This is a genomic window from Pseudomonas sp. H3_A02 (assembly GCF_054671965.1).
This window is the reverse complement of sequence record NZ_CP162807.1, coordinates 1936572-1956863: the sequence shown is the minus strand read 5'-3', so window position 1 is coordinate 1956863 and position 20292 is coordinate 1936572. Positions and strand designations below refer to the sequence as shown.

Here is a 20292-nt window from a genome sequence, read left to right as displayed (position 1 = left end):
CCCCCCTTAGAACACAGTGCAAAGAACTTCGCCGCCGACACCGGCAGCGCGCGCAGCACGATCCGTCATCACACCTTTGTTGGTGGAGACGATAGACACACCGAGACCGCCACGAACTTTTGGCAGATCATCGACGGACTTGTACTGACGCAGGCCTGGACGGCTAACGCGCTTCACTTCCTCGATGACCGGACGGCCTTCGAAGTACTTCAGCTCGATGGACAGCAGAGGCTTGATTTCGCTGCTGATCTGATAACCCGCAATGTAACCTTCGTCCTTCAGGACTTTGGCAACAGCTACCTTCAACGTAGAAGATGGCATGCTTACGACGGACTTTTCAGCCATCTGGGCATTACGGATACGAGTTAGCATGTCCGCTAACGGGTCCTGCATACTCATGGGCTAGACGCTCCTAATACACAAAAAATTAGCCTTTCGGCTAGTACGTGTCGCCGAGCGCATCCGTGCAACAAAAACACGGGCTCAGGCGAGCCGGGTATTCTAGACACACCCCACAAATGAATCAAGCCCCAATAGGGGCTTGATTCAAGTTCAAGGTCACCGACGGTCAGGATCTTGCAATCCCGCACGTCGCGACTTTGACAGTGCTTACCAGCTGGCTTTAACCAGACCTGGAACGTCACCACGCATTGCAGCTTGACGCAGCATGTTACGGCCAAGGCCGAACTTGCGGTACACGCCGTGCGGACGACCAGTCAGGCGGCAGCGGTTACGCATGCGCGAGGCGCTTGCGTCACGTGGCTGCTTCTGCAGGGCTACGGTAGCTTCCCAACGCGCTTCTGGACTTGCGTTCAGATCAACGATGATAGCTTTCAGCGCTGCACGCTTGGTGGCGTACTTGGCAACGGTGAGCTGACGCTTCAGCTCACGGTTCTTCATGCTCTTCTTGGCCATTTTCCTACTCCAATCAGTTGCGGAACGGGAATTTGAAAGCGCGCAGCAGTGCGCGACCTTCGTCATCCGTCCGAGCAGTGGTGGTCAGGGTAATGTCCAGACCGCGGAGAGCGTCGATCTTGTCGTAATCGATTTCCGGGAAAATGATCTGCTCTTTAACGCCCATGCTGTAGTTGCCACGACCATCGAAGGACTTGGCATTCAGGCCGCGGAAGTCGCGAACCCGAGGCAGGGAGATCGACAGCAGACGATCCAGGAACTCGTACATACGCTCACGGCGCAGGGTCACTTTGACGCCGATCGGCCAACCTTCACGGACTTTAAAGCCAGCGATGGATTTCCGAGCGTAAGTCACGACGACTTTCTGACCGGTGATCTTTTCCAGGTCAGCAACAGCGTGCTCGATGACTTTTTTGTCACCGATCGCTTCGCCCAGACCCATGTTCAGGGTGATTTTGGTAACGCGCGGAACTTCCATCACGTTCGAAAGCTTAAGTTCTTCCTTAAGTTTCGGTGCGATTTCCTTCCGGTAAATCTCTTTTAGTCGTGCCATGGTCTTCTACCTAGCAGTGTTCAAGCATCAACCGCTTTTTGGGTCGACTTGAAGACACGAATTTTCTTACCGTCTTCTACTTTGAAACCAACGCGGTCAGCCTTGTTGGTTTCGCCGTTGAAGATGGCGACGTTGGAAGCGTGCAGTGGCGCTTCTTTCTCGACGATACCGCCCTGTACGCCCGACATCGGGTTAGGCTTGGTATGACGCTTGACCAGGTTCAGACCACCAACAACCAGACGGTTGTCAGCAAGAACCTTCAGCACCTTACCGCGCTTACCTTTGTCTTTGCCGGCGATCACGATGATCTCGTCGTCACGACGAATCTTTTGCATGTCGGATCTCCTTACAGCACTTCTGGGGCGAGCGAGACGATCTTCATGAACTTCTCAGTACGAAGTTCACGGGTCACTGGCCCAAAGATACGGGTGCCGATCGGCTCTTGCTTGTTGTTCAACAGAACAGCAGCGTTGCCATCAAAGCGGATGATGGAGCCGTCAGCACGACGAACGCCATGGCGGGTGCGGACTACAACAGCAGTCATCACTTGGCCTTTTTTCACCTTACCGCGAGGAATTGCTTCCTTGACGGTAACTTTGATGATGTCACCGATACCAGCGTAACGACGATGGGAGCCACCCAGCACCTTGATGCACATAACACGGCGAGCGCCGCTGTTATCGGCCACATCGAGCATGGATTGAGTCTGAATCATATAATTTCTCCGACCCCTAGCCCTTAGACTTCCACAGCGCGTTCGAGAACATCAACCAGCGCCCAAGACTTGGTCTTGGCCATCGGACGAGTTTCACGAATAGTGACTTTGTCGCCGATGTGGCACTGATTGGTTTCGTCGTGCGCGTGCAGCTTAGTCGAACGCTTAACGTATTTACCGTAGATCGGGTGCTTAACGCGACGCTCGATCAGAACGGTGATGGTTTTGTCCATCTTGTCGCTGACAACACGGCCAGTCAGCGTACGGACAGTTTTTTCGGCTTCAGCCATGATTACTTACCTGCCTGCTGGTTGAGCACAGTTTTCACGCGAGCGATGTCACGCTTAACTTGCGAGAGCAGATGAGACTGCCCCAACTGGCCAGTTGCTTTCTGCATACGCAGATTGAACTGGTCGCGCAGCAGGCCGAGCAGTTGCTCGTTCAGCTGCTGTGCTGATTTTTCACGAAGTTCATTCGCTTTCATCACATCACCGTCCGTTTAACAAAGGAGGTGGCGAGCGGCAGCTTTGCAGCAGCCAGGGCGAAAGCCTCACGCGCCAGCTCTTCAGAAACACCCTCGATTTCATACAGGACTTTGCCTGGCTGAATCTGGGCAACCCAGTACTCCACGTTACCCTTACCTTTACCCATCCGAACTTCGAGTGGCTTCTTGGTGACAGGCTTGTCCGGGAATACACGGATCCAGATCTTGCCGCCACGTTTTACGTGACGGGTCAGAGCACGACGCGCTGACTCGATCTGACGAGCGGTGAGACGACCACGAGCAACAGACTTCAGCGCGAACTCGCCGAAGCTGACTTTGCTACCGCGCAATGCCAGGCCACGGTTGTGGCCGGTCATCTGCTTGCGGAACTTCGTACGCTTTGGTTGCAACATTTGGCGTACCCCTTACTTAGCAGCTTTTTTACGAGGCGCTGGTGCTTGTGGTTTCAGTTCTTCTTGGCGACCACCAATTACTTCGCCTTTGAAGATCCAAACCTTTACACCGATCACACCGTAAGTGGTGTGAGCTTCGTAGTTGGCATAGTCGATGTCGGCACGCAGGGTGTGCAGTGGCACACGACCTTCGCGATACCATTCAGTACGTGCGATTTCAGCACCGCCGAGACGACCGCTCACTTGGATTTTGATGCCTTTGGCACCAATGCGCATGGCGTTCTGTACAGCGCGCTTCATAGCGCGACGGAACATTACGCGACGCTCCAGCTGCTGAGCTACGCTCTGCGCAACCAGCATACCGTCGAGCTCCGGCTTGCGGATCTCTTCGATATTGATGTGCACAGGCACACCCATTTGCTTGGTCAGGTCCTGACGCAGTTTCTCAACATCTTCACCTTTCTTCCCGATAACGATACCTGGACGAGCGGTGTGGATGGTGATACGTGCAGTCTGCGCCGGACGATGGATATCGATACGGCTTACGGACGCGCTTTTTAGTTTGTCTTGGAGATACTCACGCACCTTCAGATCAGCGAACAAGTAGTCCGCATAAGTCCGACCGTCTGCGTACCAGACGGAGGTGTGCTCCTTGACGATTCCCAGGCGAATGCCAATGGGATGTACTTTCTGACCCATCTCTTCGACTCCGTTACTTGTCAGCAACCTTGACAGTGATATGGCAAGACCGCTTGACGATGCGATCAGCACGGCCTTTGGCACGTGGCATGATGCGCTTCAGCGAACGCCCTTCGTTGACGAAAACGGTGCTGACCTTCAGGTCATCAACGTCTGCGCCTTCGTTATGCTCGGCGTTGGCTACGGCCGACTCCAGCACTTTCTTCATGATCTCGGCGGCTTTCTTACTGCTGAAAGCCAACAGGTTGAGCGCTTCGCCCACCTTCTTCCCGCGGATCTGGTCGGCGACCAAGCGGGCTTTCTGGGCGGAGATTCGAGCGCCCGACAACTTAGCGGCTACTTCCATTTCCTAACCCCTTAACGCTTGGCTTTCTTGTCTGCCACGTGCCCGCGATAAGTGCGGGTACCGGCGAACTCGCCCAGTTTGTGGCCGACCATGTCTTCGTTCACGAGAACTGGGACGTGTTGACGACCGTTGTGTACTGCGATGGTCAGACCGACCATTTGTGGCAGGATCATCGAACGACGCGACCAGGTCTTAACTGGTTTGCGATCGTTCTTTTCCGCCGCCACTTCGATCTTCTTCAGTAGGTGAAGATCAATAAAAGGACCTTTTTTCAGAGAACGTGGCACTGTCGTATCCCTCTATTTACTTGCGACGACGGACGATCATTTTGTCGGTACGCTTATTACCACGAGTCTTCGCGCCCTTAGTCGGGAAGCCCCATGGCGATACCGGATGACGACCACCAGAGGTACGACCTTCACCACCACCATGTGGGTGGTCAACCGGGTTCATGGCAACACCACGAACGGTTGGGCGAACGCCACGCCAGCGCTTGGCACCAGCTTTACCCAACGAACGCAGGCTGTGCTCGGAGTTCGAGACTTCGCCCAGGGTCGCACGGCATTCAGCCAGTACTTTACGCATCTCACCAGAACGCAGACGCAGGGTCACGTAGACACCTTCACGAGCGATCAACTGAGCCGAAGCACCAGCGGAACGAGCGATCTGTGCGCCTTTACCTGGCTTCAATTCGATGCCGTGTACGGTGCTACCAACTGGAATGTTACGCAGTTGCAGAGCGTTGCCCGGCTTGATCGGTGCCAGGGCACCTGCGATCAGCTGGTCGCCAGCACTCACGCCTTTAGGCGCGATGATGTAGCGACGCTCGCCATCTGCGTACAGCAGCAGAGCGATGTGAGCAGTACGGTTTGGATCGTATTCGATACGCTCGACGGTGGCAGCGATGCCATCCTTGTCGTTGCGACGGAAGTCGACCAGACGATAATGCTGCTTATGACCACCACCGATGTGACGAGTGGTAATACGGCCATTGTTGTTACGACCACCAGACTTCGATTTTTTCTCGAGCAGCGGTGCGTGAGGAGCGCCTTTATGCAGCTCCTGGTTGACCACCTTGACCACAAAACGGCGGCCAGGGGAAGTCGGTTTGCATTTAACGATTGCCATGATGCACCCCTTCCTTACTCAGCACTGCTGCTGAAATCGAGATCTTGGCCTGGCTGAAGGGAGATAACTGCCTTCTTCCAGTCATTACGCTTGCCCAGACCGCGAGCAGTGCGCTTGCTTTTACCCAGAACGTTCAGGGTAGTCACGCGCTCTACTTTCACGCTGAACAGGCTTTCGACGGCCTTCTTGATTTCCAGCTTGGTTGCGTCGGTAGCAACCTTGAAAACGAACTGGCCTTTCTTGTCTGCCAGAACCGTAGCCTTCTCGGAAACGTGCGGGCCAAGCAGAACTTTAAATACGCGTTCCTGGTTCATCCCAGCAGCTCCTCGAATTTCTTCACGGCCGACACGGTGATCAACACCTTGTCGTATGCGATCAGACTGACCGGATCGGAACCCTGCACGTCACGAACGTCGACGTGTGGCAGGTTACGAGCAGCCAGGTACAGGTTCTGATCAACAGCGTCAGACACGATCAGGACGTCAGTCAGGCCCATGCCGTTCAGCTTGTTCAGCAGATCTTTGGTTTTCGGTGCTTCAACAGCGAAATCCTGAACCACGACCAGACGATCAGTACGCACCAGCTCAGCAAGGATGGAACGCATTGCTGCGCGGTACATCTTCTTGTTCAGCTTCTGGGAGTGATCCTGAGGACGAGCCGCGAAAGTGGTACCGCCGCCACGCCAGATTGGGCTACGGATAGTACCGGCACGAGCACGGCCAGTACCTTTCTGACGCCATGGGCGCTTGCCGCCACCGGAAACGTCGGAACGGGTCTTTTGCTGCTTGCTACCTTGACGGCCGCCGGCCATGTAGGCCACGACTGCTTGGTGAACCAGCGTCTCGTTGAATTCGCCGCCAAATGTCAGTTCGGAAACTTCGATCGCTTGAGCGTCATTTACATTTAATTGCATGTCAGCTTCCCCTTAACCGCGAGCCTTGGCTGCTGGACGTACAACCAAGTTGCCGCCAGTAGCGCCAGGAACAGCGCCCTTGACCAACAACAGATTGCGTTCAGCGTCCACGCGCACTACTTCGAGGGACTGCACGGTCACGCGCTCAGCGCCCATATGACCGGACATTTTTTTGCCCTTGAATACACGACCAGGAGTCTGGCACTGGCCGATAGAGCCTGGAACGCGGTGGGATACGGAGTTACCGTGGGTGTTATCTTGCCCGCGGAAGTTCCAACGCTTGATCGTACCCTGGAAGCCTTTACCCTTGGACTGACCGGTTACATCAACCAGTTGGCCAGCGGCGAAGATTTCAGCGTTGATCAGATCGCCGGCCTGGTACTCGCCCTCTTCAAGGCGGAATTCCATTACGGTACGACCAGCGGCAACGTTCGCCTTGGCGAAGTGGCCAGCCTGAGCTGCTGTTACACGCGAAGCACGACGCTCGCCGACAGTGACTTGCACTGCACGATAGCCATCGGTCTCTTCAGTTTTGAACTGGGTGACGCGATTCGGCTCGATCTCAATGACCGTGACCGGAATGGAGACACCTTCTTCGGTGAAAATACGGGTCATACCGCATTTACGACCGACTACACCAATAGTCATGTTGTAAACCTCATGAGTGTACGGGGCTTTCACCCGCTATGGCCGCCCATTTCAGAGCGTTACACGACTAAGACCGAGTCTTAGCCGAGGCTGATCTGCACTTCCACACCGGCCGCAAGATCGAGCTTCATAAGTGCATCAACGGTTTTATCCGTTGGCTGGACGATGTCCAGAACGCGCTTATGAGTACGGATCTCGTACTGGTCACGCGCGTCTTTGTTGACGTGCGGGGAGACCAGAACGGTGAACCGCTCTTTACGGGTAGGCAGTGGAATTGGACCACGCACTTGAGCACCAGTACGTTTCGCGGTTTCCACGATTTCCTGGGTGGATTGGTCGATCAGGCGATGGTCAAAAGCCTTCAACCTGATACGGATTTGCTGATTTTGCATTGGATTTCAGACTCCGGCTGCTATTCCCACCGAGCGCAATACGCCCGTTAAAAGGAGGCGCAATTCTATAGACGCCCCATATAGGTGTCAACCCAATAAAAAAGCCCCCGCTGGGCGGGGGCTTTTTCAGCTCATCGAAGCTGACTCAAAAAGAGCTTACTCGATGATTTTGGCTACGACGCCAGCGCCGACGGTACGACCGCCTTCACGGATAGCGAAGCGCAGACCGTCTTCCATTGCAATGGTCTTGATCAGGGTGACAACCATTTTGATGTTGTCGCCTGGCATTACCATTTCAACGCCTTCCGGCAGTTCGCAGTTACCGGTCACGTCAGTGGTCCGGAAGTAGAACTGTGGACGGTAGCCCTTGAAGAACGGAGTGTGACGACCGCCTTCTTCTTTGCTCAGAACGTACACTTCAGCTTCGAACTTGGTGTGCGGCTTGACCGAACCTGGCTTGACCAGAACCTGGCCACGCTCAACGTCGTCACGCTTGGTACCGCGCAGCAGAACGCCGCAGTTCTCGCCAGCACGACCTTCGTCGAGCAGTTTACGGAACATTTCAACACCGGTGCAGGTGGTGACGGTGGTGTCACGCAGACCTACGATTTCCAGTGGATCCTGAACCTTGACGATACCGCGCTCGATACGACCAGTCACAACAGTACCGCGACCGGAGATCGAGAACACGTCTTCGATTGGCATCAGGAACGGCTTGTCGATAACACGAACTGGTTCTGGGATGTAGCTGTCCAGAGTTTCTACCAGACGCTTGACAGCGGTGGTACCCATTTCGTTGTCGTCTTGGCCGTTCAGAGCCATCAGAGCCGAACCGATGATGATTGGAGTGTCATCACCTGGGAAGTCGTAAGTGCTCAGCAGATCGCGCACTTCCATCTCAACCAGTTCCAGCAGCTCAGCGTCGTCAACCATGTCAGCCTTGTTCAGGAAGACAACGATGTACGGAACGCCTACCTGACGGGACAGCAGGATGTGCTCACGGGTTTGTGGCATCGGACCATCAGCGGCCGAGCAAACCAGGATAGCGCCGTCCATCTGGGCAGCACCAGTGATCATGTTCTTCACGTAGTCAGCGTGACCTGGGCAGTCAACGTGAGCGTAGTGACGAATCGAAGAGTTGTACTCAACGTGCGCGGTGTTGATGGTAATACCACGAGCCTTTTCTTCCGGAGCGCTGTCGATTTTGTCGAAAGCAACAACGGCCGAACCGAAAACTTCGGAGCAGACGCGAGTCAGAGCAGCAGTCAGAGTGGTTTTACCGTGGTCAACGTGACCAATGGTGCCAACGTTGACGTGCGGTAGGGAACGATCAAATTTTTCTTTAGCCACGACAATTAACTCCTTGCCTAAAGGGCTGAATCAGCCTTGCTTTTTGGTAACAGTCTCGACGATATGCGACGGAGCTGTATTGTATTTTTTGAATTCCATTGAGTAGCTTGCGCGACCCTGGGACATGGAACGAACGTCGGTCGCGTAACCGAACATTTCACCCAACGGAACCTCGGCACGAATAACCTTGCCGGAAACCGTATCTTCCATACCCAGAATCATGCCACGACGACGGTTAAGGTCGCCCATGACATCACCCATGTAGTCTTCAGGCGTAACGACTTCTACTGCCATGATTGGCTCGAGCAACTCACCACCGCCCTTCTGGGCCAGTTGCTTGGTTGCCATGGAAGCAGCCACCTTGAACGCCATCTCGTTGGAGTCGACGTCGTGGTAAGAACCATCGAACACTGTTGCCTTCAGGCCGATCAGCGGATAGCCGGCAACAACGCCGTTCTTCATCTGCTCTTCGATACCCTTCTGGATCGCCGGGATGTATTCCTTAGGAACCACACCACCTACGACTTCGTTCACGAATTGCAGACCTTCCTGACCTTCGTCAGCAGGTGCAAAACGGATCCAGCAGTGACCGAACTGGCCACGACCGCCGGATTGACGAACGAACTTGCCTTCGATTTCACAGTTCTTCGTGATGCGCTCACGATAGGAAACCTGAGGCTTACCGATGTTGGCTTCGACGTTGAACTCACGGCGCATCCGGTCAACCAGGATGTCCAGGTGCAACTCGCCCATGCCGGAGATGATCGTTTGACCAGTCTCTTCATCAGTCTTGACACGGAAAGACGGGTCTTCCTGAGCAAGCTTGCCCAGAGCGATACCCATTTTTTCCTGGTCGTCCTTGGTCTTAGGCTCAACGGCAACCGAAATAACCGGCTCCGGGAAGTCCATGCGAACCAGGATGATTGGCTTGTCGCCGTTGCACAAAGTCTCACCAGTGGTGACGTCCTTCATGCCGATCAAGGCCGCGATGTCACCAGCGCGTACTTCCTTGATCTCTTCGCGAGCGTTTGCGTGCATTTGCACCATACGACCCACGCGCTCTTTCTTGCCTTTTACAGAGTTGATCACGCCGTCGCCGGAGTTCAACACGCCCGAGTAAACACGGACAAAGGTCAAGGTACCCACGAATGGGTCGGTAGCGATCTTGAACGCCAGAGCCGAGAACGGCTCGTTGTCGTCTGCATGACGCTCCAGCTCGACAGACTCGTCATCCGGGTCAGTACCCTTGATGGCAGGAATGTCGGTTGGCGCAGGCAGGAAGTCGATAACGGCGTCGAGAACCAGGGGAACACCCTTGTTCTTGAAGGAAGAACCACAAACAGCCAGGACGATCTCGCCAGCGATGGTACGCTGACGCAGAGCAGCCTTGATCTCCTCGTTGGTGAGCTCTTCACCTTCGAGGTACTTGTTCATCAGCTCTTCATTGGCTTCGGCCGCAGCCTCAACCATGTTGCCGCGCCACTTCTCGGCTTCTTCCAGCAACTCTGCAGGAATGTCCTTGCGAACAGGGACCATGCCTTTGTCAGCATCGTTCCAGTAGACAGCTTGCATGTTGATCAGATCGATCTGACCCTGGAAGTTGTCTTCGGAACCGATAGCCAACTGGATCGGCACCGGAGTGTGACCCAGACGCTGCTTGATCTGACCGATCACGCGCAGGAAGTTGGCACCAGCACGGTCCATCTTGTTCACATAAACAAGACGTGGAACGCCGTATTTGTTGGCCTGACGCCATACGGTTTCCGACTGAGGCTCAACACCCGAGGTACCGCAGAATACAACCACGGCACCGTCGAGTACGCGCAGGGAACGTTCTACTTCAATGGTGAAGTCAACGTGGCCCGGGGTATCGATGACGTTGAAGCGGTGCTCGTCCTTGTACTGCTTCTCGGAACCCTTCCAGAAAGCGGTAATGGCAGCAGAAGTAATGGTAATACCACGCTCCTGCTCCTGCACCATCCAGTCGGTGGTCGCGGCGCCATCATGCACCTCGCCCATCTTGTGACTTTTGCCAGTGTAAAAAAGGACGCGCTCGGTGGTGGTGGTTTTACCAGCATCCACGTGAGCAACGATACCGATGTTACGGTAGCGGTTAATCGGTGTAGTACGAGCCATAAAGCCCTCGCAAATTGAGTGACGCTAAAATTAGAAGCGGTAGTGCGAGAAAGCCTTGTTGGCTTCAGCCATACGGTGCACGTCTTCACGCTTCTTAACTGCAGCACCTTTACCTTCAGCAGCGTCCAACAGTTCACCAGCCAAACGCAGAGCCATGGACTTCTCGCCGCGCTTGCGGGCGAAGTCTACCAGCCAGCGCATTGCCAGGGCGTTACGACGGGACGGACGAACTTCGACCGGAACCTGGTAAGTAGCACCGCCTACACGGCGCGACTTTACTTCGACCAGCGGAGCGATGGCGTCGAGAGCTTTCTCGAAGATTTCCAGGGGATCGCTGTTCTTGCGTTCCTTAACTTTGTCCAGTGCGCCATAAACGATACGCTCGGCAACGGCTTTCTTGCCGCTTTCCATTACGTGGTTCATGAACTTGGCGAGAATCTGGCTTCCGTATTTCGGATCGTCCAGAATCTCACGTTTGGCTGCTACGCGACGTCTTGGCATTGATAAGCCCTCAAACGGTCTTCAGGTTAGCCCGGGACAGCAGATGCGTGCCCGACCTTACTCTTATCGACTCAATAAAATTAAAAACTGCTAAACGGCCGATTATTTCGGACGCTTGGTACCGTATTTCGAACGACCTTGGTTACGACCTTTAACGCCGGAAGTATCCAAAGAGCCGCGAACGGTGTGGTAACGAACACCTGGCAAGTCTTTTACACGACCGCCGCGGATCAATACCACGCTGTGTTCTTGCAGGTTGTGGCCTTCACCGCCGATGTACGAGGAAACCTCGAAACCGTTGGTCAGACGCACACGGCATACTTTACGCAGTGCCGAGTTAGGTTTTTTCGGCGTGGTGGTATACACACGGGTGCATACGCCACGACGTTGCGGGCAGTTCTGCAGCGCAGGCACGTCGGATTTCTCGACGATACGCTTACGCGGCTGACGTACCAGCTGGTTGATAGTTGCCATCTACTAGCTCCACTGTTGTCTTGCGACGCTATTGTCTTACAAGAAAAGCAAAATGGCAGGAACGAATTCCCGCCAAATTTAGGGGATCAAGAGTCTAAAGAGGATCTTGTCCCCAGTCAAGGCAAGGCCCCGACCTCCCCGCTCGCCGGATCTCGACAATTTGTCTCGATCCGCAGAACGGGGCGACCAGGGCCAGGCACTCAATTACCGCAGAACTCAGTTACCACTCGAGTTCAGTGCTTCGGTCAGTGCAGCTTCCACTTCACTGGCGCTTACGCGCAACGGCTTGTCGGCATCACGGCGACGCTTGCGTTCGCTGTGATAGGCCAAACCGGTACCGGCCGGGATCAGACGACCCACGACCACGTTTTCTTTCAGGCCACGCAGGTAATCGCGCTTGCCGGTTACCGCCGCTTCGGTCAGTACGCGAGTGGTTTCCTGGAAGGAAGCCGCCGAGATGAACGATTCGGTGGACAACGACGCCTTGGTGATACCCAGCAGCACGCGAGTGAACTTGGAGACAAACTTGTCTTCGGTCGCCAGGCGCTCGTTTTCCACCAGTACGTGAGTCAGCTCCATCTGGTCGCCCTTGATGAAACTCGAGTCGCCGGATTCAGCGATCTCGACCTTACGCAGCATCTGACGCAGGATGGTCTCGATGTGCTTGTCGTTGATCTTCACGCCTTGCAGACGGTAAACGTCCTGGATCTCGTTCACGATGTACTTGGCAAGCGCACTCACACCCAGCAGACGCAGGATGTCGTGTGGATCGCTCGGGCCGTCCGAGATCACTTCGCCGCGGTTTACCTGTTCGCCTTCGAAGACGTTCAGGTGACGCCACTTCGGAATCAGCTCTTCGTACGGATCGCTACCGTCGTTCGGTGTAATGACCAGGCGGCGCTTGCCCTTGGTCTCTTTACCGAACGCGATGGTGCCGCTGACTTCAGCCAGAATCGAGGCTTCTTTCGGACGACGGGCTTCGAACAAGTCGGCAACACGCGGCAGACCACCGGTGATGTCGCGAGTTTTCGAAGTTTCCTGCGGGATACGGGCGATAACATCACCGATCGCGATCCGCGCACCGTCCGCAACACCGACCAGGGCGTTGGCTGGCAGGAAGTACTGAGCGATTACGTCAGTGCCTGGCAGCAACAGATCCTTGCCGTTGTCGTCGACCATCTTCACGGCCGGACGGATGTCCTTGCCGGCAGCTGGACGATCTTTTGCGTCGAGTACTTCAATGTTGGTCATACCGGTCAATTCGTCAGTCTGACGCTTGATCGTAATGCCTTCTTCCATGCCCACGTAGGTCACGGTACCTTTCATTTCGGTAACGATTGGGTGAGTGTGCGGGTCCCACTTGGCCACGATGGCACCAGCGTCGACCTTGTCACCTTCCTTGACCGAAATCACAGCACCGTAAGGCAGCTTGTAGCGCTCGCGCTCGCGACCGAAGTCGTCAGCGATGGCCAGCTCACCGGAACGCGACACTGCCACCAGGTGGCCGTCCACGCGCTCTACGTGCTTGAGGTTGTGCAGACGGACAGTACCGCCATTTTTCACCTGAACGCTGTCAGCTGCAGAGGTCCGGCTTGCCGCACCACCGATGTGGAACGTACGCATCGTCAGCTGGGTACCCGGTTCACCGATGGACTGGGCAGCGATAACGCCGACCGCTTCACCGATGTTCACCTGGTGACCACGAGCCAGGTCGCGACCGTAGCACTTGGCGCAGATGCCATAGCGGGTTTCGCAACTGATCGGCGAACGTACGATCACTTCGTCGATGCTGTTGAGTTCGATGAACTCGACCCACTTCTCGTCAACCAGGGTGCCAGCAGGAACGATCACGTCCTCGGTACCCGGCTTGAATACGTCACGGGCGATGACACGACCCAATACGCGCTCACCCAGCGGCTCTACAACGTCACCGCCTTCAATGTGCGGAGTCATTACCAGGCCGTGTTCGGTGCCGCAATCGATCTCGGTCACGACCAGATCCTGGGCAACGTCTACCAGACGACGAGTCAGGTAACCGGAGTTCGCCGTTTTCAACGCGGTATCCGCAAGACCCTTACGAGCACCGTGAGTGGAGATGAAGTACTGAAGTACGCTCAAACCTTCACGGAAGTTCGCGGTGATCGGGGTCTCGATGATGGAGCCGTCCGGCTTGGCCATCAGGCCACGCATACCGGCGAGCTGACGGATCTGCGCAGCAGAACCCCGTGCGCCCGAGTCGGCCATCATGTACATCGAGTTGAAGGACTCTTGGTCGACTTCGTTGCCATGACGGTCGATGACTTTCTCTTTCGAGAGGTTGGCCATCATCGCCTTGGATACTTCGTCGTTCGCCTTGGACCAGAGGTCGATTACCTTGTTGTACTTCTCGCCCTGGGTTACCAGGCCGGAGGCGTACTGGCTTTCGATCTCTTTCACTTCTTCGGTAGCAGCACCGATGATGCGAGCTTTTTCGTCCGGGATAACGAAGTCGTTAACACCGATGGAAACGCCGGAAATGGTCGAATAGGCAAAACCGGTGTACATCAACTGGTCAGCGAAGATCACGGTCTCTTTCAGACCAACCACGCGGTAGCACTGGTTGATCAGCTTGGAGATCGCCTTTTTCTTCATCGGCAGGTTGACGACGTCGAAGGACAGACCTTTTGGCACAACCTGGAACAACAACGCACGGCCGACGGTGGTGTCGACGATACGAGTGTTGGTCACGCTGCCGCCATCACGATCGTTCACGGTTTCGTTGATCCGCACCTTGACCTTGGCGTGCAGTGCGGCTTCACCGGCACGGAACACACGGTCAACTTCCTGCAGATCCGCGAACACACGACCTTCGCCCTTGGCGTTGATCGCTTCACGCGTCATGTAGTACAGACCCAATACAACGTCCTGCGACGGAACGATGATTGGCTCACCGTTGGCTGGCGACAGGATGTTGTTGGTCGACATCATCAACGCACGCGCTTCGAGCTGGGCTTCCAGCGTCAGCGGTACGTGCACGGCCATTTGGTCGCCGTCGAAGTCGGCGTTGTACGCAGCACAGACCAGCGGGTGCAGCTGGATAGCCTTACCTTCGATCAATACCGGTTCAAACGCCTGGATACCCAGACGGTGAAGGGTCGGTGCACGGTTGAGCAGAACCGGGTGTTCGCGAATCACTTCAGCGAGAACGTCCCAGACCTCTGGCAGCTCGCGCTCGACCATCTTCTTGGCGGCTTTGATGGTGGTCGCCAGACCACGCATTTCCAGCTTGCCGAAAATGAACGGCTTGAACAGCTCCAGGGCCATTTTCTTAGGCAGACCGCACTGGTGCAGACGCAGGGTCGGGCCTACGGTAATTACCGAACGACCGGAGTAGTCAACACGCTTACCGAGCAAGTTCTGACGGAAACGACCCTGCTTACCCTTGATCATGTCAGCCAGGGATTTCAGAGGACGCTTGTTGGAACCTGTGATAGCGCGGCCACGACGACCGTTGTCGAGCAGCGCATCGACGGCTTCCTGCAACATACGCTTTTCGTTGCGCACGATGATGTCCGGAGCGGACAGATCGAGCAGGCGCTTCAAGCGGTTGTTACGGTTGATCACTCGACGATACAGATCGTTGAGGTCGGAAGTCGCGAAGCGACCGCCATCGAGCGGAACCAGTGGACGCAGGTCTGGCGGCAGTACCGGCAGAACGGTCAGCACCATCCACTCTGGCAGGTTGCCGGAACCCTGGAAGGCTTCCATCAACTTCAGACGCTTGGACAGCTTCTTGATCTTGGTTTCGGAGTTGGTTTGCGGAATTTCTTCGCGCAGGCGGCCAATCTCGTGCTCCAGGTCGATAGCGTGCAGCAGTTCGCGGACAGCTTCGGCACCCATGCGGGCATCGAAATCGTCGCCGAACTCTTCCAGCGCTTCGAAGTACTGCTCGTCGTTGAGCAACTGACCTTTTTCAAGGGTGGTCATGCCTGGGTCGATAACGACGTAGCTCTCAAAGTAGAGAACACGCTCGATATCACGCAGGGTCATGTCCATCAGCAGGCCGATACGGGACGGCAGCGATTTCAGGAACCAGATGTGGGCAACTGGCGAGGCCAGTTCGATGTGCGCCATGCGCTCACGACGAACTTTTGCCAGCGCGACTTCAACGCCGCACTTCTCGCAGATCACACCACGGTGCTTCAAGCGCTTGTACTTACCGCACAGGCACTCGTAGTCCTTCACCGGGCCAAAGATCTTGGCGCAGAACAGGCCGTCACGCTCAGGTTTGAACGTACGGTAGTTAATGGTTTCCGGCTTTTTAACTTCACCGAACGACCACGAACGGATCATCTCAGGCGAGGCCAATCCAATACGGATGGCGTCGAACTCTTCGACTTGACCCTGGTTTTTCAGCAAATTCAGTAGGTCTTTCAAGGCCTTTCCTCCTGGCGGAGCAGAGAGCGGGCAAAACAGCCCCGCTCTCGATTCGCGTCACGTGTTATTCGGTTTCCAGATCGATATCGATGCCGAGGGAACGAATTTCCTTGATCAACACGTTGAAAGACTCGGGCATGCCCGGCTCCATACGGTGATCGCCGTCCACGATGTTTTTGTACATCTTGGTCCGGCCGTTCACATCGTCCGACTTCACTGTGAGCATTTCTTGCAGAGTGTATGCAGCACCGTACGCTTCCAGTGCCCAGACCTCCATCTCCCCGAAACGCTGACCACCGAACTGCGCCTTACCACCCAGCGGCTGCTGGGTAACCAGGCTGTAAGAACCGGTAGAACGAGCGTGCATCTTGTCGTCTACCAAGTGGTTCAGCTTCAGCATGTACATGTAGCCAACGGTAACCGGGCGCTCGAACTTGTTGCCGGTACGGCCGTCGAACAGCTGCATCTGGCCGCTCTCCGGCAGGTCTGCCAGTTTCAGCATGGCCTTGATTTCGCTTTCCTTGGCACCGTCGAACACCGGAGTAGCCATTGGAACGCCGCCGCGCAGGTTCTTCGCCAGATCCAGGATTTCCTGGTCGGAGAAGGTGTCCAGCTCTTCGTTGCGGCCGCCGATCTCGTTGTAGATCTCGTGCAGGAACTTACGCAGGTCAGCGACCTTGCGCTGCTCTTCGATCATACGGTTGATCTTCTCGCCCAAGCCCTTGGCCGCGAGGCCCAGGTGGGTTTCAAGGATCTGACCAACGTTCATACGCGAAGGTACGCCCAACGGGTTGAGGACCACATCGACCGGGGTGCCGTTGGCATCGTGCGGCATGTCTTCAACCGGCATGATCACGGAGACCACACCCTTGTTACCGTGACGACCGGCCATCTTGTCGCCCGGCTGGATGCGACGACGGATTGCCAGGTAAACCTTGACGATTTTCAGCACGCCCGGAGCCAGGTCATCGCCCTGCTGCAGTTTGCGCTTCTTGTCTTCGAACTTGTCGTCCAGCAGACGGCGGCGATCAACGATATAGGCCTGGGCCTTCTCGAGTTGCTCGTTCAGAGCATCTTCAGCCATGCGCAGTTTGAACCACTGGCCATGCTCAAGACCGTCGAGAACTTCGTCGGTGATTTCCTGACCTTTCTTCAGGCCGGCGCCGCCTTCGGCCTTGTGGCCGACCAGAGCGGAGCGCAGACGCTCGAAAGTTGCGCCTTCAACGATACGGAACTCTTCGTTCAGGTCCTTGCGGATCTCGTCGAGTTGAGTCTTCTCGATGGACAGTGCACGAGCATCACGCTCAACGCCGTCACGGGTGAAGACCTGTACGTCGATGACGGTACCCTTGGTGCCGGTAGGCACACGCAGGGAGGTGTCTTTAACGTCGCTGGCTTTTTCACCGAAGATGGCACGCAGCAGTTTTTCTTCCGGAGTCAGCTGGGTCTCGCCTTTCGGAGTGACCTTGCCGACCAGGATGTCGCCTGCGCCTACTTCAGCACCTACGTAAACGATACCGGCTTCGTCCAGCTTGTTCAGTGCGGCTTCACCCACGTTCGGGATGTCCGCAGTGATTTCCTCTGGGCCAAGCTTGGTGTCACGGGCCACACAGGTCAGTTCCTGAATGTGGATCGTGGTGAAGCGATCTTCCTGAACCACACGCTCGGACAGGCAGATGGAGTCTTCGAAGTTGAAGCCGTTCCATGCCATGAACGCGATGCGCATGTTCTGACCCAGTGCCAGCTCACCCATATCGGTGGACGGACCGTCGGCCATGATGTCGCTGCGCTGAACCCGATCACCCTTGCTCACCAGCGGACGCTGGTTGATGCAGGTGTTCTGGTTGGAGCGGGTGTATTTGGTCAGGTTGTAGATGTCGACACCAGCTTCGCCAGTTTCAACTTCGTCATCGGCAACACGAACCACGATACGGCTGGCGTCGACGGAGTCGATCACGCCGCCACGACGAGCCACGACGCAAACGCCGGAGTCACGAGCTACGTTACGCTCCATGCCGGTACCAACCAGCGGCTTGTCGGCACGCAGGGTGGGTACAGCTTGACGTTGCATGTTCGAACCCATCAACGCACGGTTGGCGTCGTCGTGCTCGAGGAACGGGATCAGCGACGCTGCAACCGAAACTACCTGCTTCGGCGATACGTCCATCAAAGTGACGTCTTCCGGCGCCTTGACGGTGAACTCGTTCAGGTGACGAACAGCTACTAGCTCGTCGATCAGGACTTTCTTGTCGTTCATCGTGGCCGAAGCCTGAGCGATCACGTGATCAGCTTCTTCGATGGCGGACAGGAACACGATCTCGTCGGTGACCAAGGCGTCTTTCACCACACGGTACGGGCTCTCGAGGAAGCCATACTGGTTGGTGCGCGCATAGGCGGCCAGGGAGTTGATCAGACCGATGTTCGGACCTTCCGGCGTTTCGATCGGGCAGACACGACCGTAGTGCGTCGGGTGTACGTCACGAACTTCGAAGCCTGCGCGCTCACGGGTCAGACCGCCCGGGCCGAGTGCGGAGACACGACGCTTGTGGGTGATCTCGGACAGCGGGTTGTTCTGGTCCATGAACTGGGACAGCTGGCTCGAACCGAAGAACTCCTTCACCGCCGCAGCCACTGGCTTGGCGTTGATCAGGTCTTGCGGCATCAGGCCTTCGCTTTCAGCCATCGACAGACGTTCCTTGACCGCACGCTCTACGCGCACCAGGCCAACACGGAACTGGTTCTCGGCCATCTCGCCTACACAGCGAACACGACGGTTACCCAGGTGGTCGATGTCATCGACGATGCCTTTGCCGTTACGGATGTCGACCAGGGTCTTGAGGACCGCAACGATGTCATCCTTGTTCAGCACGCCCGAACCTTCGATCTCGGTACGACCGATACGACGGTTGAACTTCATCCGGCCGACCGCAGACAGGTCATAGCGCTCAGGGCTGAAGAACAGGTTGTTGAACAGGGTCTCGGCGGCATCCTTGGTTGGCGGCTCGCCAGGACGCATCATGCGATAGATCTCGACCAAGGCTTCCAGTTGGTTGCCGGTGGAGTCGATCTTCAGCGTGTCGGAGATGAACGGACCGCAGTCGATGTCGTTGGTGTACAGCGTCTCGATGCGAACAACCTGGGCCTTGGCGATTTTTGCCAGGATCTCGGTGTTCAGCTCGGTGTTGCACTCTGCCAGGATCTCGCCGGTGGCCGGATGCACGATGACCTTGGCCGTGGTGCGGCCCAGGACGTAGTCCAGAGGCACCTGCAGCTCTTTGATCCCGGCTTTTTCCAGCTGGTTGATGTGGCGAGCAGTGATACGACGACCTTGCTCGACAATAACCTTGCCTTTGTCATCCTGGATATCGAGGACAGCGATTTCACCACGCAGGCGCTGAGGCACCAGTTCCAGGCTGAGGTTTTCACCTTGTACGTGGAAGACGTTGGTGGTGTAGAACGCGTCCAGCACTTCTTCGGTGGTATAGCCGAGCGCGCGCAGCAGTACCGATGCAGGCAGCTTGCGACGACGGTCGATACGCACGAATACGCAGTCTTTCGGGTCGAACTCGAAGTCCAACCACGAACCGCGGTAAGGAATGATGCGCGCGGAGTAAAGCAGTTTGCCGGAGCTGTGCGTCTTGCCACGGTCGTGGTCGAAGAACACGCCCGGAGAACGGTGCAGCTGGGAAACGATTACACGCTCGGTACCGTTGATTACGAAGGTACCGTTTTCAGTCATCAGGGGGATTTCACCCATGTAGACTTCTTGCTCTTTGATGTCCTTGATCGCTTTGTTCGACGATTCTTTGTCGAAAATGATCAGGCGCACTTTTACCCGCAAAGGTACGGCGTAAGTCACACCGCGCAATACGCATTCTTTGACATCAAATGCCGGTTCGCCCAGGCGATAACCGACGTACTCCAGCGCAGCATTGCCGGAGTAGCTGATGATCGGGAAAACGGATTTGAAGGCCGCATGCAGGCCCACGTCGCGGAACTGATCTTTAGTCGCTCCCGCTTGCAAGAATTCACGATACGAATCCAGCTGGATGGCCAGGAGGTACGGCACATCCATGACGTCCGGCAACTTGCTAAAGTCCTTGCGGATACGTTTTTTCTCAGTATATGAGTAAGCCATCAGCGTTCCCCAGCTTGGTCACCTGCTTGTTTGGCCCCTCCCGACGGGAGCAGCCAGAAAATCGTGCAAAC

22 protein-coding genes are annotated in these 20292 nt (G+C 55.9%); all 22 read right to left on the bottom strand.

Going from position 1 to position 20292, the window contains the following annotated elements; all coding sequences use genetic code 11:
• Positions 1 to 6: 6 nt before the first annotated feature.
• The 22 genes from rpsH to rpoB all read right to left on the bottom strand — a co-directional run bounded on the left by rpsH (position 7) and on the right by rpoB (position 20221).
• Positions 7 to 399: a 30S ribosomal protein S8 gene (rpsH, locus tag AB4N80_RS08490; RefSeq protein WP_003186040.1), complete on the bottom strand. Its 393-nt coding sequence runs from the start codon at positions 397 to 399 to the stop codon at positions 7 to 9.
• Between the two features lie 210 nt (positions 400 to 609).
• Positions 610 to 915, bottom strand: a complete 306-nt coding sequence (rpsN, locus tag AB4N80_RS08485; protein ID WP_003186042.1) for a 30S ribosomal protein S14 — start codon at positions 913 to 915, stop codon at positions 610 to 612.
• A 13-nt stretch (positions 916 to 928) separates the two neighbouring features.
• Positions 929 to 1468 (bottom strand): 50S ribosomal protein L5, encoded by a 540-nt coding sequence (rplE, locus tag AB4N80_RS08480; RefSeq protein WP_003186044.1) that lies wholly within the window; start codon positions 1466 to 1468, stop codon positions 929 to 931.
• 20 nt (positions 1469 to 1488) lie between these two features.
• A complete protein-coding gene (gene rplX, locus AB4N80_RS08475) occupies positions 1489 to 1803 on the bottom strand; it encodes a 50S ribosomal protein L24 (protein ID WP_003186046.1) in 315 nt (104 codons plus the stop codon).
• Positions 1804 to 1814: 11 nt separating this feature from the next.
• Complete coding sequence (rplN, locus tag AB4N80_RS08470; RefSeq protein WP_002555479.1) at positions 1815 to 2183, bottom strand: 50S ribosomal protein L14; 369 nt, start codon at positions 2181 to 2183, stop codon at positions 1815 to 1817.
• Between the two features lie 23 nt (positions 2184 to 2206).
• Positions 2207 to 2473: a 30S ribosomal protein S17 gene (gene rpsQ / locus AB4N80_RS08465; protein WP_003194644.1), complete on the bottom strand. Its 267-nt coding sequence runs from the start codon at positions 2471 to 2473 to the stop codon at positions 2207 to 2209.
• A 2-nt stretch (positions 2474 to 2475) separates the two neighbouring features.
• Positions 2476 to 2667 carry a 50S ribosomal protein L29 gene (gene rpmC, locus AB4N80_RS08460; protein ID WP_002555481.1) on the bottom strand — a complete coding sequence of 64 codons (192 nt, stop codon included), beginning with the start codon at positions 2665 to 2667 and terminating at the stop codon, positions 2476 to 2478.
• Positions 2667 to 3080 carry a 50S ribosomal protein L16 gene (gene rplP / locus AB4N80_RS08455; protein WP_003186052.1) on the bottom strand — a complete coding sequence of 138 codons (414 nt, stop codon included), beginning with the start codon at positions 3078 to 3080 and terminating at the stop codon, positions 2667 to 2669. The genes rpmC and rplP overlap by 1 nt, the downstream gene beginning before the upstream one ends.
• A 12-nt stretch (positions 3081 to 3092) precedes the next feature.
• Positions 3093 to 3779, bottom strand: a complete 687-nt coding sequence (rpsC, locus tag AB4N80_RS08450) for a 30S ribosomal protein S3 (protein WP_003176422.1) — start codon at positions 3777 to 3779, stop codon at positions 3093 to 3095.
• A gap of 13 nt (positions 3780 to 3792) precedes the next feature.
• Entirely contained in the window at positions 3793 to 4125 is a 333-nt protein-coding gene (rplV, locus tag AB4N80_RS08445) for a 50S ribosomal protein L22 (RefSeq protein WP_003103908.1), read from the bottom strand.
• A gap of 11 nt (positions 4126 to 4136) precedes the next feature.
• The gene (gene rpsS / locus AB4N80_RS08440; protein WP_002555486.1) at positions 4137 to 4412 is read right to left on the bottom strand and encodes a 30S ribosomal protein S19; all 276 of its coding nucleotides are present in this window, start codon (positions 4410 to 4412) and stop codon (positions 4137 to 4139) included.
• 16 nt (positions 4413 to 4428) lie between these two features.
• Entirely contained in the window at positions 4429 to 5253 is an 825-nt protein-coding gene (gene rplB, locus AB4N80_RS08435) for a 50S ribosomal protein L2 (protein WP_003186055.1), read from the bottom strand.
• Positions 5254 to 5267: 14 nt separating this feature from the next.
• Positions 5268 to 5567 carry a 50S ribosomal protein L23 gene (rplW, locus tag AB4N80_RS08430; RefSeq protein WP_002555488.1) on the bottom strand — a complete coding sequence of 100 codons (300 nt, stop codon included), beginning with the start codon at positions 5565 to 5567 and terminating at the stop codon, positions 5268 to 5270.
• On the bottom strand, positions 5564 to 6166 hold the full coding sequence (rplD, locus tag AB4N80_RS08425) for a 50S ribosomal protein L4 (protein ID WP_003186057.1): 603 nt from the start codon (positions 6164 to 6166) through the stop codon (positions 5564 to 5566). Before rplD ends, rplW begins: the two co-directional genes overlap by 4 nt.
• A 12-nt stretch (positions 6167 to 6178) precedes the next feature.
• A complete protein-coding gene (rplC, locus tag AB4N80_RS08420; protein WP_003186059.1) occupies positions 6179 to 6814 on the bottom strand; it encodes a 50S ribosomal protein L3 in 636 nt (211 codons plus the stop codon).
• A gap of 80 nt (positions 6815 to 6894) precedes the next feature.
• Positions 6895 to 7206, bottom strand: coding sequence for a 30S ribosomal protein S10 (rpsJ, locus tag AB4N80_RS08415; RefSeq protein ID WP_003186070.1), 312 nt, complete (start codon positions 7204 to 7206; stop codon positions 6895 to 6897).
• 156 nt (positions 7207 to 7362) lie between these two features.
• Positions 7363 to 8556, bottom strand: coding sequence for an elongation factor Tu (gene tuf / locus AB4N80_RS08410; protein ID WP_003186071.1), 1194 nt, complete (start codon positions 8554 to 8556; stop codon positions 7363 to 7365).
• A 30-nt stretch (positions 8557 to 8586) separates the two neighbouring features.
• Positions 8587 to 10692: an elongation factor G gene (gene fusA / locus AB4N80_RS08405; protein WP_014340475.1), complete on the bottom strand. Its 2106-nt coding sequence runs from the start codon at positions 10690 to 10692 to the stop codon at positions 8587 to 8589.
• A gap of 30 nt (positions 10693 to 10722) precedes the next feature.
• Entirely contained in the window at positions 10723 to 11193 is a 471-nt protein-coding gene (gene rpsG, locus AB4N80_RS08400) for a 30S ribosomal protein S7 (protein WP_003186074.1), read from the bottom strand.
• Between the two features lie 102 nt (positions 11194 to 11295).
• Positions 11296 to 11667, bottom strand: a complete 372-nt coding sequence (gene rpsL / locus AB4N80_RS08395) for a 30S ribosomal protein S12 (protein ID WP_003186084.1) — start codon at positions 11665 to 11667, stop codon at positions 11296 to 11298.
• Between the two features lie 216 nt (positions 11668 to 11883).
• Positions 11884 to 16083 carry a DNA-directed RNA polymerase subunit beta' gene (gene rpoC / locus AB4N80_RS08390; protein WP_047230482.1) on the bottom strand — a complete coding sequence of 1400 codons (4200 nt, stop codon included), beginning with the start codon at positions 16081 to 16083 and terminating at the stop codon, positions 11884 to 11886.
• A gap of 64 nt (positions 16084 to 16147) precedes the next feature.
• Positions 16148 to 20221 carry a DNA-directed RNA polymerase subunit beta gene (gene rpoB, locus AB4N80_RS08385; RefSeq protein WP_053125867.1) on the bottom strand — a complete coding sequence of 1358 codons (4074 nt, stop codon included), beginning with the start codon at positions 20219 to 20221 and terminating at the stop codon, positions 16148 to 16150.
• Positions 20222 to 20292 lie beyond the last annotated feature (71 nt).

Bases quoted from the DNA above. Each gene is read 5' to 3' on its own strand.
- rplC (WP_003186059.1), bottom strand. From the start codon at position 6,814: ATGACTATTGGTGTAGTCGGTCGTAAATGCGGTATGACCCGTATTTTC.
- rplX (WP_003186046.1), bottom strand. From the start codon at position 1,803: ATGCAAAAGATTCGTCGTGACGACGAGATCATCGTGATCGCCGGCAAA.
- rplD (WP_003186057.1), bottom strand. From the start codon at position 6,166: ATGCAATTAAATGTAAATGACGCTCAAGCGATCGAAGTTTCCGAACTG.
- rpsG (WP_003186074.1), bottom strand. From the start codon at position 11,193: ATGCCAAGACGTCGCGTAGCAGCCAAACGTGAGATTCTGGACGATCCG.
- rplW (WP_002555488.1), bottom strand. From the start codon at position 5,567: ATGAACCAGGAACGCGTATTTAAAGTTCTGCTTGGCCCGCACGTTTCC.
- rplN (WP_002555479.1), bottom strand. From the start codon at position 2,183: ATGATTCAGACTCAATCCATGCTCGATGTGGCCGATAACAGCGGCGCT.
- rplV (WP_003103908.1), bottom strand. From the start codon at position 4,125: ATGGAAGTAGCCGCTAAGTTGTCGGGCGCTCGAATCTCCGCCCAGAAA.
- rpsN (WP_003186042.1), bottom strand. From the start codon at position 915: ATGGCCAAGAAGAGCATGAAGAACCGTGAGCTGAAGCGTCAGCTCACC.
- rplB (WP_003186055.1), bottom strand. From the start codon at position 5,253: ATGGCAATCGTTAAATGCAAACCGACTTCCCCTGGCCGCCGTTTTGTG.
- rpsJ (WP_003186070.1), bottom strand. From the start codon at position 7,206: ATGCAAAATCAGCAAATCCGTATCAGGTTGAAGGCTTTTGACCATCGC.
- rpoB (WP_053125867.1), bottom strand. From the start codon at position 20,221: ATGGCTTACTCATATACTGAGAAAAAACGTATCCGCAAGGACTTTAGC.
- rpmC (WP_002555481.1), bottom strand. From the start codon at position 2,667: ATGAAAGCGAATGAACTTCGTGAAAAATCAGCACAGCAGCTGAACGAG.
- rplE (WP_003186044.1), bottom strand. From the start codon at position 1,468: ATGGCACGACTAAAAGAGATTTACCGGAAGGAAATCGCACCGAAACTT.
- rpsQ (WP_003194644.1), bottom strand. From the start codon at position 2,473: ATGGCTGAAGCCGAAAAAACTGTCCGTACGCTGACTGGCCGTGTTGTC.
- rpsL (WP_003186084.1), bottom strand. From the start codon at position 11,667: ATGGCAACTATCAACCAGCTGGTACGTCAGCCGCGTAAGCGTATCGTC.
- fusA (WP_014340475.1), bottom strand. From the start codon at position 10,692: ATGGCTCGTACTACACCGATTAACCGCTACCGTAACATCGGTATCGTT.
- rpsC (WP_003176422.1), bottom strand. From the start codon at position 3,779: ATGGGTCAGAAAGTACATCCCATTGGCATTCGCCTGGGAATCGTCAAG.
- rplP (WP_003186052.1), bottom strand. From the start codon at position 3,080: ATGTTGCAACCAAAGCGTACGAAGTTCCGCAAGCAGATGACCGGCCAC.
- rpsH (WP_003186040.1), bottom strand. From the start codon at position 399: ATGAGTATGCAGGACCCGTTAGCGGACATGCTAACTCGTATCCGTAAT.